The sequence below is a fragment of the Blastochloris viridis genome (assembly GCF_001402875.1).
GTDB classification, from domain to species: Bacteria; Pseudomonadota; Alphaproteobacteria; order Rhizobiales; family Xanthobacteraceae; genus Blastochloris; species Blastochloris viridis.
Map to the genome: position 1 here is coordinate 1,386,294 of NZ_CP012946.1, position 14,290 is coordinate 1,400,583.

At 68.0% G+C, this 14,290-nt stretch carries 15 protein-coding genes and 1 riboswitch; of the genes, 5 read left to right on the plus strand and 10 right to left on the minus strand.

Going from position 1 to position 14,290, the window contains the following annotated elements:
• Positions 1-4: 4 nt before the first annotated feature.
• Both BVIR_RS06135 and BVIR_RS06140 read right to left on the minus strand, forming a co-directional pair.
• Positions 5-904, minus strand: a complete 900-nt coding sequence (locus tag BVIR_RS06135) for an HpcH/HpaI aldolase/citrate lyase family protein (RefSeq protein WP_055036897.1) — start codon at positions 902-904, stop codon at positions 5-7.
• 1 nt (position 905) lies between these two features.
• A complete protein-coding gene (locus tag BVIR_RS06140; protein WP_055036898.1) occupies positions 906-1,379 on the minus strand; it encodes a MaoC family dehydratase in 474 nt (157 codons plus the stop codon).
• 144 nt (positions 1,380-1,523) lie between these two features.
• On the opposite strand from BVIR_RS06140, the gene BVIR_RS06145 reads away from it, so the two are divergent.
• Together BVIR_RS06145 and BVIR_RS06150 are read left to right on the plus strand one after the other, a co-directional pair.
• The gene (locus BVIR_RS06145) at positions 1,524-2,519 is read left to right on the plus strand and encodes a hypothetical protein (RefSeq protein ID WP_055036899.1); all 996 of its coding nucleotides are present in this window, start codon (positions 1,524-1,526) and stop codon (positions 2,517-2,519) included.
• 103 nt (positions 2,520-2,622) lie between these two features.
• A complete protein-coding gene (locus BVIR_RS06150; protein WP_055036900.1) occupies positions 2,623-3,765 on the plus strand; it encodes a DUF2336 domain-containing protein in 1,143 nt (380 codons plus the stop codon).
• Between the two features lie 56 nt (positions 3,766-3,821).
• Here BVIR_RS06150 and BVIR_RS06155 read toward each other — a convergent pair whose 3' ends face one another.
• From BVIR_RS06155 to BVIR_RS06165, 3 genes are all read right to left on the minus strand, one after another.
• The gene (locus BVIR_RS06155; RefSeq protein WP_055036901.1) at positions 3,822-4,415 is read right to left on the minus strand and encodes an Hpt domain-containing protein; all 594 of its coding nucleotides are present in this window, start codon (positions 4,413-4,415) and stop codon (positions 3,822-3,824) included.
• Between the two features lie 11 nt (positions 4,416-4,426).
• Positions 4,427-4,972 carry a response regulator gene (locus tag BVIR_RS06160; RefSeq protein WP_055036902.1) on the minus strand — a complete coding sequence of 182 codons (546 nt, stop codon included), beginning with the start codon at positions 4,970-4,972 and terminating at the stop codon, positions 4,427-4,429.
• 161 nt (positions 4,973-5,133) lie between these two features.
• Positions 5,134-5,916, minus strand: a complete 783-nt coding sequence (locus tag BVIR_RS06165) for an NAD kinase (protein ID WP_055036903.1) — start codon at positions 5,914-5,916, stop codon at positions 5,134-5,136.
• A 148-nt stretch (positions 5,917-6,064) separates the two neighbouring features.
• On the opposite strand from BVIR_RS06165, the gene cutA reads away from it, so the two are divergent.
• Positions 6,065-6,385 (plus strand): divalent-cation tolerance protein CutA, encoded by a 321-nt coding sequence (gene cutA / locus BVIR_RS06170; RefSeq protein WP_055036904.1) that lies wholly within the window; start codon positions 6,065-6,067, stop codon positions 6,383-6,385.
• 199 nt (positions 6,386-6,584) lie between these two features.
• Here the strand turns inward: cutA and BVIR_RS06175 are convergent, their stop codons facing one another.
• From BVIR_RS06175 to BVIR_RS06195, 5 genes are all read right to left on the minus strand, one after another.
• Positions 6,585-8,618: a TonB-dependent receptor plug domain-containing protein gene (locus tag BVIR_RS06175; protein WP_055036905.1), complete on the minus strand. Its 2,034-nt coding sequence runs from the start codon at positions 8,616-8,618 to the stop codon at positions 6,585-6,587.
• A gap of 165 nt (positions 8,619-8,783) precedes the next feature.
• Positions 8,784-8,992, minus strand: a riboswitch (cobalamin riboswitch).
• An 84-nt stretch (positions 8,993-9,076) separates the two neighbouring features.
• A complete protein-coding gene (locus BVIR_RS06180) occupies positions 9,077-9,502 on the minus strand; it encodes a DUF4112 domain-containing protein (protein ID WP_055036906.1) in 426 nt (141 codons plus the stop codon).
• Positions 9,503-9,682: 180 nt separating this feature from the next.
• Complete coding sequence (locus tag BVIR_RS06185; protein WP_055036907.1) at positions 9,683-10,690, minus strand: MBL fold metallo-hydrolase; 1,008 nt, start codon at positions 10,688-10,690, stop codon at positions 9,683-9,685.
• 81 nt (positions 10,691-10,771) lie between these two features.
• The gene (locus tag BVIR_RS06190) at positions 10,772-11,470 is read right to left on the minus strand and encodes a DUF1045 domain-containing protein (protein WP_055036908.1); all 699 of its coding nucleotides are present in this window, start codon (positions 11,468-11,470) and stop codon (positions 10,772-10,774) included.
• Positions 11,467-12,102, minus strand: coding sequence for a DapH/DapD/GlmU-related protein (locus BVIR_RS06195; protein WP_055036909.1), 636 nt, complete (start codon positions 12,100-12,102; stop codon positions 11,467-11,469). The genes BVIR_RS06190 and BVIR_RS06195 overlap by 4 nt, the downstream gene beginning before the upstream one ends.
• 370 nt (positions 12,103-12,472) lie before the next feature.
• On the opposite strand from BVIR_RS06195, the gene phnC reads away from it, so the two are divergent.
• Positions 12,473-13,270, plus strand: a complete 798-nt coding sequence (gene phnC, locus BVIR_RS06200) for a phosphonate ABC transporter ATP-binding protein (protein WP_055038718.1) — start codon at positions 12,473-12,475, stop codon at positions 13,268-13,270.
• A gap of 33 nt (positions 13,271-13,303) precedes the next feature.
• On the plus strand, positions 13,304-14,212 hold the full coding sequence (phnD, locus tag BVIR_RS06205) for a phosphonate ABC transporter substrate-binding protein (protein ID WP_055036910.1): 909 nt from the start codon (positions 13,304-13,306) through the stop codon (positions 14,210-14,212).
• Positions 14,213-14,290: the final 78 nt, after the last annotated feature.

Consider the following 14,290-nt stretch of genomic DNA (forward strand, 5'->3'; position numbering starts at 1 on the left):
GCGGTCAGCCGCGACCGTCGGCAGCCGGCGTGTCCTTCGATCCTGCCCTCTCCAACACCCGTCTTGCCCTTAACAAATGCGGGCGGTCGAGCATCTTGCCGTCGAGGGTGGTGACGCCGGCATCGCCTGCGGCGGCGAAGGCGGCAACCACACGCTCGGCCTCCGCCACCGCCGCGGCAGACGGCGTGAACACCGCGTTGATCGGCGCGACTTGGCCGGGGTGGATGGCCATCTTGGCCGAGAAGCCGTCGCGGCGGGCGGCCTCGGCCTCCGCGATCAGCCCGGCCTCGTCGCGCACGTCGACGAACACGGTGTCGATCGCGACAACGCGCGCCGCCGCCGCGCCGGCAAGGCACAGATTGCGCGCGAGCAGGTAGGGCGACGTCCAGCGGCCGGCCTCGTCGTGGTTGGTTTCGGCGCCGAGGTCGGCGGAGAGGTCCTCGCCGCCCCAGGCAAGGCCGGCCAAGCGGGGCGAGCAGCCGGCATAGCTGCCGAGCCCGAACAGCGAAGCCGCGGTCTCAGTGGCGATGGCGAGGACCCCTGTGGCCCCCGCCGGGATGTCGGCTAAGGCCTCCCGCGCCGCCAGCTTGGCGGCGAGGTGGACGACGTCGCGGCCATGCTCGGCTTTCGGCAGCATCACGCCGTCCGGCCGGGTTTTGATCACCGCGTCGAGGTCGGCGTCGGTCAGGCCGGAGGTCAGCGCATTGACCCGCACAAACAGCCGTGGCCGCGCCGGGAGCGGCACCGCCTCGCGCAGGAAGCCGGCGGTGGCGTCTCGCGCAGCAGCCTTGCCGTCGGGCGCCACCGAATCCTCAAGGTCGAGAATCAGCGCGTCGGCGCCGGCCTCCAGCGCCTTGGCGAGCTTCCTGGGGCTGTCGCCGGGAACGAACAGCAGCGAGCGCATGTCACGCCGGCCGCTTCTTCATGAAGGCCTGGCGGCGGCATTCGGCCACCAGCACGTCGTCCTGATTGTAGCCGCGGTGGTGGAACTCGACGATGCCGGCGTCCGGCCGCGATTTCGATTCGCGCACTGACAATACGGTGGTCTCGGCGCGCAGGGTGTCGCCGTGGAACAGCGGCGCCGGAAAGCGCACCTCGGTCATGCCAAGATTGGCGATGGTAGTGCCGTTGGTGAGGTCGTTGACCGAAATGCCGATCATCAGCCCGAGCGTGAACAACGAGTTGACCAGCGGCTGGCCCCACTCGGTCTCGCGCTCGCAAAAATGGCGGTCGATGTGCAACGGCTGCGGGTTCAGCGTCATGTTGGAGAACAGCACGTTGTCCATTTCGGTCAGCGTGCGGGTGAGGCGGTGGCGAAAGGTGGCGCCGACCGCGAAGTCCTCCAGCCACAACCCGCCACGCCAGTGCCGTCCGTCCATCGCGTTCCTCCCGTGATCGTTGCCGCCGTTCGGCGACGGCCAAGTTAACCCGCTGTTTACCATAATCGCCGCACCAATGAGCGGTGATCGCGCCAGATCGGCGGTTGGCGTGCGCGCCGATCGCTCACCGCTGGGTCGCTCCCGATGTTCTTCCTGTTCTCTTCACCGAATGCGCCGACGACAACCGCTGCGCCCCTGCTGCCGGAACCGCCGGCGTCTGCGCCGCGCACCGGCGAGACCTCGGTTCAGGATGCGCTGACGCTTGCCAGCCGCACCACCGGCGTCAGCTTCGAATATCTCGTCAAGACGGCGCGGCGCGAATCCGACCTCGATCCCAGGCTGCGCTCGAAGACCTCCACCGCCACCGGCCTGTTCCAGTTTCTCGACGACACCTGGCTGGAGACGCTGAAGGCCGACGGCGCCCGCTACGGCTACGGCCAATATGCCGGCGCCATCGTTCGCACGCCCTCCGGCAATCTCGACATCGCCGATCCGGCGCTCAAGCAGCAGGTGATGGCGCTGCGCGAGGACCCGCTGGCCAATGCAGTGATGGGCGGCGCCTTCACCAACCGCAACGCCGCCGATCTGCGCACGGTGCTGGGGCGCCAGCCGACCGACGGCGAACTCTACGTTGCCCACTTCTTCGGCTCGGCCGGGGCCCGAAAGTTCCTCGATCTCGTCGGCACCAGCCCGGCCGCGCCGGCGGACACGGTGTTTCCCGAGGCGGCCGGTGCCAACCGGCCGATCTTCTACGACAAGAGCGGGCGGCCGCGTTCGGCGGCCGAGGTCTACGCCGTGCTGGTCAAGCAGCACGGCACCGAGACCACCACTCAGGCGACCGCAAGCGCGCCGCAGCCCACCATGCCCCAGCCCACCATGCCCCAGCCGCAAGCCCTGCCGCAGCCGGCCGCGCTGGCGCTCGCGGCGGAGCAGGCCGAGCCGCTGCTGCCTTTCGCGTTCTACGGTTTGTTCCAGACCGAGCGCAGCAGCCCGGTCGCCGCCGACGTGCGCTCGATGTGGCTGCCGCAGACGGCGCGGGCGGCCTACGCCGCGGGTCCGGGCAAGACCACCGGCACGGCGGGCACGCCGCTGGAACTCGGCACGTTCGCCCGCACGCCGGATGCGGCTGCCGGCCGCTGACCCGGCAAAAAATTCCTATTGAATTGCAAATATTTACGGTGAACGCTTTGTTAAGCGCCGCTGCCTAGCATGGCGGCGGTGAGTGTGTTGCTGGTGTAAAAACATGATCGTCCGCCGGTTCCTGCAATGGGTTCGTACCGCCTCGCCGGGGGATCGCGCAGAAGCAACCGCCGCGCTGGCTCGCGCCTATCTCTATTCCGACCTGTCCGAGCATGACCGCAAGGCCGCCCAGGCCGCGCTCACCTTGATGCTGGACGACAGCGCGCCGCTGGTGCGGCGGACGCTGGCAGAAGCGCTCAGCCGCAGCGCCGAGGCCCCCCACGACATCATCCTGGCGCTGGCGCACGATGCTCCGGACATCGCCGTCGTGGTGGTCGAGCGCTCGCCGGTGCTGCTGGAGATCGAGCTGATCGAGATCGTGCGCGCCGGCCGGCCTGGCCTGCGCGCCGCCGTGGCTGTGCGGCCGTGGGTGCCGGAGGCGGTGTCGGCGGTGATTGCCGAGGTTGCCGACGCCGAGGTCTGCCGCATGCTGATCGAGAACGAGGGCGCCGACCTCGCCGAGGCGACGCTGGAGCGGCTGATCGAGCGTCTCGGCCATGTCGGCGCGATCCGGGAAGCGCTGCTGGCGCGTCAGGACCTGACACCGCCGCTGCGCCAGGCGCTGGCGGCGAAGCTGGCCGGCTTGCTGGCCGCGTTCGTGTCGGAGCGGGCTTGGCTTAATCCGGAGGTGGCAGCGCGGGTGACGCGCGAGGCATGTGAACGCACCACGGTGGCGATCGCCCGGCGCGTCGATGGCGGCACCGCGCTGGAACTGGTGCAGCATCTGCGCGACACCGGCCAGCTCACCGCGGGACTGCTGCTGCGCGCGCTGCTCGCCGGCAACCGCACGCTGTTCGAGGCGGCGCTGGCCAACCTATCGGGCTTCAGGCTGGAGCGGGTGGCGGCGATCCTCGACGACCGCAGCTTCGCAACCTTTGCGCCGCTGTTTCTCAAGGCCGGGCTGCCGGCCTCGGCCGAGCCGCTGTTCCGCGCGGCGATGACGGCGCTGCACGAGGTCGGGTTTGCCCACGGCCCGCTGGCCGCGGTGCAACTGCGCCGGCGTATGGTTGAGCGGGTGCTGACACTCTATCGCGGCCACGATCCGCGCGAACTCGACGGCTATTTCGCGCTGCTGCGGCGCTACGCGGCGGAGGCCGCGCGCGAGGAAGCGCGGGCGTTCACTGAGGACCTCGCCGAGGTGGCGTAGCGCGGCATTCGGTCAGGCGAGCGCTGCGGTTCGGGCGCGGTGCGCCGCGGGCGCGGTCAGCGCAATGATGGATCGGGTACGATCGAGGGCGAGGTGTTGTCGGCCAGCCAGTCGGCGTCGTCTTTGTGCTGCTCCCGCAGGAACGCCTCCGCCATCGAGCGCAGATGCTCGGCCACCTCGCGGGCGGTGGTATCGCCGCCGCCGCGCATGTTCTCGCGCACTACCGCGCGGATGGCGGCGACGTGGCGGTCGATCAGTTCCAGCGGCAGTGCCGCCGGTTTCGGGGTGTGGAAGATCAGCCGGCACAGGCTGTCGGCGATCTCGGCAGCGAGCGGGAAGCCGAAGGTGGCAGCCTCGCCCTTGATGTCGTGGGCGGCGCGGAACATCACCTGCGTCGAGCCCTTGGACAGTCCGCCGGACGACAGCGCCTTGCGCGAGGCTTCCAGCCGGTCGCACTCGATCGCCATCCAGCCGTCGAACTCCGATGACAATTCGTTCAGCGCCGCCTCGGCGCGCTCGATCGCCTCGAAGTCGAGCCCGTTCTCGTCCGCAGACACCTTGCGAGCGAACGACTTGAGGTTCTTCTTCGGCACGATCACGTCGTGATCGTGGAACGGGGTCACGCTGGCGTCGGGCTTGGCGTTGGTCATGGTCTTCGATCTCAGGTCGGCGAGCGCAGCTTGTCGAGCAGCGGCTGGGCCTTGATGACTTCGGCCTTGCCGCCCTTGCGGCGTTCCGGGCCGACATAGTTCGGGTTGACGTTCCGCCGACGATCAGGACCGAAGAATGTCTTGGTTTTGATGAACGGGCGCGGATTGATCACCACATTGAGGATTCGTTGGTAAAGGGCCTGTGCCGAAATCGGCTTGCACAGGAACTCCGTGACCCCCGAATCGCGCGCCTCGATGACGCGGCGCTTTTCGCTGTGGCCGGTCAACATGATGATCGGCACGTAGGGATTGGCGTTCGCGCCCGGCTGGCGAATCATCGACGTCAGTTCGAGACCGTCGAAGATCGGCATCGCCCAATCGGTGATGACGATGTCGGGCGTGTAGGAGGTGAACGCCTCAAGGCCAGCGGCGCCGTCCTCGGCCTCATAGACCTCGCGGGCGCCGTAACCGTGCAGGAGGGTGCGGACGATGCGCCGCATGTGCGCATTGTCGTCGATCACCAGAAAGCGGAGTCGATTGAAATCAATGTGGAACATGCGTCGGCCGTTGTCCGGACTTTGATCCAGGCTAACAACCGACCGTTAAGGATCCGTGGAGACGGAAGCGTTCCGCTGGGAAAACGCGCTTGCGGGAAAAACCGGTGGCCGACTGGGTTGCGCCGGGGTGGGTGGAAGATCAAGTTCAGCAGCCGCGGGTATCAGGTGCCGAACTGCTCGCGCAGGATGCGCTCATCAAGGCTGTGGCCGGGGTCGAACAGCATTGTCAAAGAGATCGACGGGTCCATGCGCGCCGATACCTCCCGGACGTTGCGGACCTCGATGTGGTCGGCGGCCGCGCTCACCGGGCGCTTGTCGGCCTCCAGCACCTCGATGCGGACCTCGGCGCGGTCGGGTAGGATGGCGCCGCGCCAGCGCCGCGGCCGGAACGCCGACAGCGGCGTCAGCGCCAGCAGCGGCGAGTCGAGCGGCAGGATCGGCCCGTGGGCCGAGAGGTTATAGGCGGTCGAGCCGGCAGGGGTGGCGACCAGGATACCGTCGCAGATCAGTTCGGCGAGGCGCTCGCGGCCGTCGACCAGGATGCGCAACTTGGCCGCCTGGTAGGACTGGCGCAGCAGCGACACCTCGTTGATGGCATTGGCGATGTGGATGGCGCCGTCGCCGTCGCGCGCGGTCATCACCAGCGGGTGGATGATGGTCGGCTCGGCTGCTGCGAGGCGGCCGACGATGCCGTCCTCGATGAAGTCGTTCATCAGGAAGCCGACCGAACCACAATTCATGCCGTAGATCGGGGTTCCCTTGTGCATGACGTGGTGGAGGGTCTGCAGCATGAGCCCGTCGCCGCCCAGCGCCACCACGACGTCGGCGTCGTTGGGGTCGCAGCGGCCATAGCGCGCCTCGAAACGGGCGAGCGCCGCCTGAGCGTCCGGAGCCGGGCTCCCGACGAAGGCGACCTTGTCAAAACGGCGAGGGGATTCGTGCATTGCGGCGGCTAGCCAGCATTTTCAGACTGCGCCAACATAGGGTGCGCCTGGAATTCCTGCAAAGACTCGGCTGTTGCGACCTGCATAAACCACCGTGCCGCGGCCGTCCCCCCCTCCGATCGCAGCATCCAGCGCTGGAGACAAAGCTATGGAACAGGCGGCGCTCGTTTATACGACGTGGCCCTCGGTCGTGGAGGCGGAGGCTGCAGGCTTGGCGTTGATCGAGGCGACGCTGGCGGCCTGCGTCAACATCCTGCCCGGCATGCGCTCGATCTATCGCTGGGAGGGCGTGGTCGAACGCGCCCAGGAGACGGTGATGATCGTCAAGACCAACACGACGCGATCCGACGCCGTGGTGGCGGCGGTGAGGGCGCGCCACCCCTACAAGACCCCAGCCATCGTGGTGGTGCCGGTGACCGGTGGCGAGCCGGCCTATCTCGCCTGGATCATCACCGAAACAGCCGAGTGACGGCGGCGACCGCCGGCGCGGGGCGAGGGGCTTTTCGCCGGCGGGCAGCGGTGAAGACGCCTCTCTGCGATCGTTGTGGGTCCCGGTCGACCGTCCGTTGAGCGGCTGGCCGGCTCGATCGGGTCGGCGGAGCCCGAAAAGCGCAGCTGGCAGTCCTGCGTTCCTGCCGCCGCGCCGGGCGGCGGCAGGACTGCAGCGGTCAGTAACGGGCGGCGATCGCCTTCGGCTCGGCCTCGCCGCCGAGCTTGACCTTGAGGCCGGCATAGACCACCGCGCCGGGCGACAGGTACGAGTAGACCTCCTCGTATGTCTCGTCGAACATGTTGTCAGCGCGCAGGTAGATCGTGGTCTGCGGCGTCAGGTCATACGATATCAACGCGTTGACCAGGGTGTAGGACCCGAGTTCGACCCGCTCGGTGTTGAGGCCATAGTATGTGTCCATCATCGAGCCGTTGAACACCACCGCTACAGTTGCGCGCCCGCGGCCATCGGCGAACTTCACCGTGGCGCGGCCGGAGGCGGCGTGCATCGGAATGCGGGTGGCGCCGAGCACGGTCTGCTGGGCGGTGTCGTAGGCATCGGCGTCGGTGTAGGTGTAGGTGCCCTCCAGCGACAACCACGGCAGGGGCTCGGCCTTGAGCGCGACTTCGACGCCCTGGCGCTCGGTTCTCATCGGCGAATTGACCGCGCTTTTGAGGCCGCTGCCGAGGGTGACGGTGCGGATCTCGTCGGTGAGGTCCATCCAGAAATAGGTGACGTCGAAGAACAGCTTGCCGTCGATCAGGGTCTGTTCGACGCCGGTATCCCAGCCGGTCGACTGCTCGGGCTTGAGGTCAGGATTGCCGACGAAGGTGCCGGGAATGCTGCCGAACTGCTGCAGGAAGGTCGGCTTGGTGACGCCGGTGCCGACCGAGGAATGCAGCCGGGTGCCGGTGGAAAACGTCTGCGAGGCCGTCACGCGCCAAGTATCGGCATCCTCGAACACTTCGAAGTCGTCGTGGCGCACCGCCGTCGAGAGCGCGAGCCCGGTCGGCAGATCGAGCAGATACTCAGCGAACAGGCCGGTCTGCGACCGCGACAGGCCGGCGGTCCAGGTCGGATCGACATAGGGGCCCGATTGACGATAGTCCTCGTCCTGGTAATCGGCGCCGATGGCGAGGGTATTCTGGGCGCCGGCCAGCCAAGGTGTTTCGAACTTCAGTGCGCCCTTGGTGTCGAGCGTGGTGCGCTGGCCGTTGTAGAAATAGTTGCCCCACTCCGGCGAGCGCGAATCCAGATTGTGCTCGAAGGACTTGATGCCGAAGGTCTGGGTCCAGCGGCCATCCCACAGCTTCAGCGTGCCGACCGCGCTCGCCGACAAATTGTCGTAGGCCGAGGTGTCGGCCTTGTCGACCACGCGGCCATAGGTCGCCGGATTGGCCGGAATGGGCGTCCAGTCCGGCAGGTAGCCGATGGTGGCATAGTCGCTATTGTCGGTCTTGGTCGCACGGTCCATCCAGTGGACCGAGCCTTCGAGATTGAAATACTCGTTGAAGTCGACACCGGCCTTGCCGGACACCACGGTGGCGTGGCTGCCGTCGGTTTCCGAGCCCCAGCGCGAGACGTTGAAGCCGCGCGTCGATTCGTTCGACACCGTCAGCGCGCCGTAGACCGGGCCGACCGCGCCGCGTGCCGAGGCGGCCGCGCCACCCGAATTGCGGGTGCCGATCTCGGCGCGCGTGGTGAGTTCCGGCTTGGCCAGGCCGCGGCCGCTCTTGGTGATCACCGAAATCACGCCGGCCTGGGCGTCGGCGCCCCACACGCCGGACTGCGGGCCGCGCAGCACCTCGATGCGCTCGATGTCGTCGACCAGGAAGCCGGCGAAGTCGAAGCTGTTGTTGTCGACGCCGTTCACCTTCACGCCGTCGATCATCACCATGAGGTGGGTCGGCTTCATGCCGCGCATGCGCACCTCGGTGAGGCCGCCGCGCGGGCCGGTGGTGCCGACGGCGACGCCGGCGACCTGCCGCAGCGCGTCGGGCACCGTGGTGATGCCGTTGGCACGCAGTTCGTCGCCTCGAATCACCGTCACCGCCGACCCGACCTTGGAGGCTTCCACCGGCACTTGGCTGGCGGTGACCACGAGTTCGGGCAGATCGTTGTCAGATTGCGCCAGCGCCGGCAGTGCGACGAGCGGGATCAACGAGGTCGTAAGCAGAAAGCTATGCAAAGCCGAGCGGGCGGACGCCGCCATGACGCATCTCCGGGAGCCAGAAGATCGACAGGAATCGCGGCGGCCCAGGCTTTCGCCCAGCGCTGGCATCGTTCAAAGCTCAAGGCGTGGCGCATGGCCGACCCTCCGCGACAGTTCCACTGTCACCGAGCGGAGAGACCGCCCCGGCCGCGCGCCCCGCACGCCGGAAGGTGACTCGCACAGGTCGGTCTCCTGGCTCGCGGGTCATCGCCTGCCGCCGCCTTCCCAGAGCTGGACCTCCAGTGGCGTATCGACGGTTGGCTCACCGCTCACAGTTGCGGGGGCAGCCTCGGATTCGTCCAGCCGCTCCGCGGCCGTCCTCACCGTGTTCCCTGGGCCGGATGCACCGGCCCACCTGCACAGGGCCAATTCGCAGTTTCGTTAAGGTGTTGTCAAGGCTTGGCCACGGTTCTGCCACCGTTATGCCCGGCCGCGGCCATGGCGGGCCGGCGCGGCGGCTACAGCCGGGTGGCGGTGCCGTCGATGGTGCGCCGGCGGGCCTTGCGCTCCAGGTGGCGCTGCAGCAGCGCCATGTTGCGCTTGTTGGCGCGGAACAGCACATCGGCCGCGTCGCCAAGTACGGGCACTGCGCCGAGCGCGAAATCCAGCATCACGTTGCCGGCCATGCGGGCGACCAGATGGTTCGGCGCGCCAAGCTGACGGGCCTCGTAGACCAGATAGGAGCCGAGCGCCGCCGAGATGGCGTCGCCGATGCCGGGAACGAGGCCGATCATGGCGTCCAGCCCGAGCCGAACCTTGGTGCCGGGCACCTCGAACGCGCTGTCGAGCAATTGTGCCAGCACCGACAGCCGCTGCAGCGCAGCCCGCTCATAGGGATCGGCGGGGTCGAAGGTGTCGGTCCAATGCAGGTGGGTCGTGCTCATGGCGTCCAGATGGGATGCCGATGACGGGACGCAAGCCGGCCTGGCGGCAGATCAGCGATGCCGCCCGGCACCATGTTTCCGCATGGGAAGTTTCCGCTAGGTCTTGGCGCGATCCACCGAAACAGCTTCGGCCAAATCGGTGTCCGGAAACGGCGAAACGCCCCGGCCTTGATGGCGGGATCACACCTGTGCCGACCACTGCACCGGCACGAAGCGGTAGCCGGAGCCCTCGCGCAGGATGTGGCCGTTGGCCGGGAACGGGAAATGGAACCCGGCGACGCGCACCCGCTCGGCCGCGGCACGGTCGAGCAGCTTGCGGCGCGTCATTCGCGCAGTGTCCCAATCCATGTCGAACACCGCCGCCCATCCGGGATGGCGCACGAACAGCGCCGGATGGTTGGCGGTGTCGGACAGCACCAGCAGTTCCTCGCGCCCGGAGGACAGCAGGAAAGCGGTGTGGCCGGGGGTATGGCCGGGGGCGTCGATGGCGGAGATGCCACCGGCAATCTCCTGGCCCCACTCGAACCGCCTTACCCGCTCGCCGATGTCGCCGAACACGCGGCGGGCATTGCGGAAATTGCCCTCCAGCGGCTTGGGGGCGCGGCTCATCATGCCGTCGTCCATCCAGTAGGCCCACTCGGGCTGCGGCACCAGCACCTCGGCCTTGGCAAAGGCGAGCGCGCCGTCCCCGGTCTTGAGGCCGTTGATGTGATCGCCGTGGAAATGGCTGATCACCACGGTCTGGATCGAATCCGGCGCGACGCCGGCTGCCGCCAGATTGGCGGCGAGCTGGCCGCTGGTGGGGCCCAACCGGCCGCCGGTGCCAGTGTCGATCAGGATGCGCTGGCTGCCGGTGTCGACCAGCAGCGCGGTGAAGGTGAGCGGGACGGCGTCGGTCGGCAGGAAAGCCTCGGCCAGCGCCCGCGTCACCTCGTCCAGCGCGGCGTTGGGTACGAACGAGGCGTCGAGCGGACGAAGGGAGAAGCCATCGTGCAGCGCGGTGACGGTGAGGCTGCCCACCTTGTAGCGGTAGAAGCCGGGTGCCTGCGATAGCGGCTCCGGCGTGACGAGGGTGGTTCCCTCGCGTGCGGCTCCAGCCTGGCCTTGTGCCTTGGTCGCGGCGAGACTGCCGGCGGCAGCGAGGGTGAGCGATCCAGTCAGCGCGGCGCGGCGATCGATCTTCGTCATCGCATCCAACCTCATGATCCCGGCGATCGAACCGGACCAAACGCCGCTGCCGCGTTTCAGGTTCCAACCGCCGGCGGCGGGTCACGCGTTCCGCAACGGCCACGACGACAGGATGCGGAATCGTGCGTCGGGGGCGGATTGTACGAATAGCGCAAGGGTGGAGATCTCGACCGGCCCCTCGCCGCAGGCGGCACCGTGGGCGCTCGCGAGAGCGAGGCACGCTGCCTCGGCGGCTTTGGGCGCCAGGCGGCCGGTCAGCGTCATGTGGAAGCGGAACTCCTCGAACACGAACGGATAGCCCCAGCGGTCGAGATAGCCGAGTTGGCGTGGCGACAGCCGCTCCGGCGCGCGCCGGGCGCGATCCTCCGGCGTCAGCGCGGCGCGGAAGCGGTCGAACGTGCGCACGCAGTCGCCGGCGAGGGCGCCGAGCGCTTCGCTCGGCTCGGCCGGTGTCAGCGCCACGAAGCCGGCGATGACGCGCGTCTCAAGGCGCACCTCGGGAATGGCGCGCGGCGCGGCGGCGAAGGTCGCCGCCGCCTCGAGCAGGTCGTCGATGCTCGTGCCTTCAGCCAGCGCGAACGGCGCCTTCAGCGTGGCATGGAAGCCGTAGCGGCGCGGCTCGGCGGTCGCCTCGGCCCAGCCCGCGGCGAGTGCGGAGGTCGGCGGTTGCGGCGGAAAAGCCGCAGCGGCTTCGGCGTCCCAGCCGATGGTGGTGCAGCCGAACGACCACAAGGCGCGGTCGTGGAGCGGGGCGAAATAAAGCGCGTAACGTGTGGTCATTCGGCCGGGATGTAAGCAGCGGCTTCGTATTTGTCGAGGAACGCTTCGGCGCTCAGTGCGCGGAAATCGGGCAGGGCGGCGTGGAGGCGGGCGTGATCCCACTCCCACCATCCGAGCGCCACCAGTCGCTCGGCGAGGGTCTCGGAGAACCGCCGGCGCAGCGGCCGCGCCGGGTTGCCGACCACAATGGTGTAGGGGGCGACGTCCTTGGTGACCACGCAACCGGCCGCCACCACAGCGCCGGTGCCGACGGTCCGGCCCGGCAGCACGATGGCACCGTGGCCGATCCAGACGTCGTGGCCGATGGTGACCGGAAAGCCGCGCCGCCACTCGAAGAAGGACGCCTCGTCGTCTTCGCCGGCGAAATACCTCGAGGCGCGGTAGGTGAAATGCGACTGGGTCGCCCGCGTCATCGGGTGGTTGCCGGGGTTGATCCGCACCATCGCGGCGATGGAGCAGAACTTGCCGACGGTGGTGTAGGCGACCTCGCCGTCGTTGACGATGTAGGAATAGTCGCCGAGCGTGCTCTCGAGCAATTTGGTGCGGGCGCCGACTGCGGTGTAGTGGCCGAGCCGGCAGTCGCGGATCTGTGCGGTCGGGTCGACCTGCGGGGTGTCGGACGGGCGCGTCATCGGAGGTCTCGCCTCTGGAGGGCCGTCGGCTCGCCGGGCATGCCGCCGTCGCGGCGGCGCTCGGCGAACGGCGTGCAGGACCGCGCGGCGACTGCCCGGATCCCGATCAGATGCCTGCCACGGTCGTGTGACCGACCGACGACAATGGGCTGGTCGGCTGCCGACAAAGCTTCGCCTCGCCGGGCGTTGCCCACGCCGTTGCGCCGTCATCGCGCTGTCGTGCCGACTGGCTAGGACTCGGTGAAGAAACGGCCTCGGTCAGCGGCCGGCCTGATCGCCTCAGGCCGGACTGGCCGGTTGCCGCAAGGTTGCGCCGATATTCGCCTGCCCGTTCGCCGGCGTTCGGATGGCGCCTCCCGCGGAGGATGATGTGCTGGTTCTGGACGGGGTGTCCAAACGGTTTGGCGACAAGTTCGCCGTTGCCGACGTGTCGCTGGAGATTTCGACCGGCGGCTTCATCGGCATCATCGGACGGTCGGGCGCCGGCAAGTCGACGCTGCTGCGCATGATCAACCGCCTCGCCGAGCCGAGCGCCGGGCGTATCCTGGCCGATGGCAACGACGTGACGCGGCTGTCCGGGCGCCGGCTTTATCGCTGGCGCGCCGACTGCGCGATGATCTTCCAGCAGTTCAATCTGGTGGGCCGGCTCGACGTGCTCACCAACGTGCTGCTGGGGCGGCTGCAGCGCACGCCGAACTGGCGCTCGATGCTCAAGCTGTGGACGCACGAGGAGAAGGCAATCGCGCTGTCCGCACTCGACCAGTTCGACATCGCTCAGATTGCGGCGCAGCGCGCCGACAGCCTGTCCGGCGGCCAGCAGCAGCGTGTCGCCATCGCCCGCGCGCTGGTGCAGGAGCCGCGCATCATTCTCGCCGACGAGCCGATCGCCTCGCTCGACCCACGTAACACCAAAACGGTGATGGATGCGCTTTTGCGCATCAACAAGCACTACGGCATCACCGTGTTGTGCAACCTCCATTCGCTCGACGTCGCCCGCTGCTATTGCGACCGCCTGGTCGGCATGGCGGGCGGGCGGGTGGTGTTCGACGGCTCGCCCGAATGCCTGACCGACCACGTTGCCCGCGACCTCTATGGCCTCGAAGCCGACGAGGTGATGGATGCCGAGCTTCCCGCCGACGTGCCGGCGGGGCTGGCTGTTCCCGCGTAAAGACCCGGTTCCGCCCCCCTCAAGGAGACCACGATGTTGAACCGACGCTCGCTCATTCTTGCCGGCGCCGCGCTTGCCGTCAGCGCCAACGCTGCGCTTGCGCAGGATTGGAAGGCGAAATACCCCGAACTCGTCTTCGCGTTGATCCCGGAAGAGAACGCCTCCGGCGTCTCCAACCGCTGGACGCCGTTCGCCGAGTATCTGTCGAAGGAGCTCGGCACCAAGGTGACGCTGCGCCTCGCTAACGACTATGCCGCGATCATCGAAGGCCAGCGCGCCGGCAACATCCACATCGCGTATTATGGCCCGGCCTCTTATGCCCGCGCCGCGATGACCGGCGTCAAGACCGAGCCGTTCGCCATCGAGGTCAACCAGGACGGCACCAAGGGCTATCACTCGGTGTTCTACGTCCGCAAGGATTCGCCCTACCAGAAGATCGACGATCTGAAGGGAAAAAACCTCGGTCTGGTCGACCCCAACTCGACCTCCGGCAACAACGTGCCGCGCTTTGCCCTCGACAAGATGGGCATCGATCCCGACAAGTTCTTCGACAAGGTCGTCTACACCGGCAGCCACGAAAACGCGGTCATCGCGTTGCAGCAGGGCACGGTGGATGCCGCCGCCAACTGGTGGAACGACGCCAACGAGTCCAGCCTGCGCCGCATGGAGCGCAAAGGCATGGCGAAGTATGACGACTATCGCATCATCTTCACCTCCGACCTGATCGTGAATTCGCCGTTCGCCTACCTCACCGATCTGCCGGCGGACCTGAAGGCCAAGATCCGTGACGCCTTCTTCAAATACGCTGCCGACAAGGACGCTTTCGACAAGATCTACGAGGGCAAGCGCCAGCCCTGGCAGCCGATCGATCACTCGGCGTATCTGCCGATCGTCGAACTGAACAAGTTCGTCGACGAACTGCGCAAGCAGAAGCGGTCCTGACCCCTGGTCCGCTCTCCGCCGCGGCGGCCCGGCTGGTCCGGGCCGCCGTTGACGTGTGTTTCCGGGATCGCGACGCGG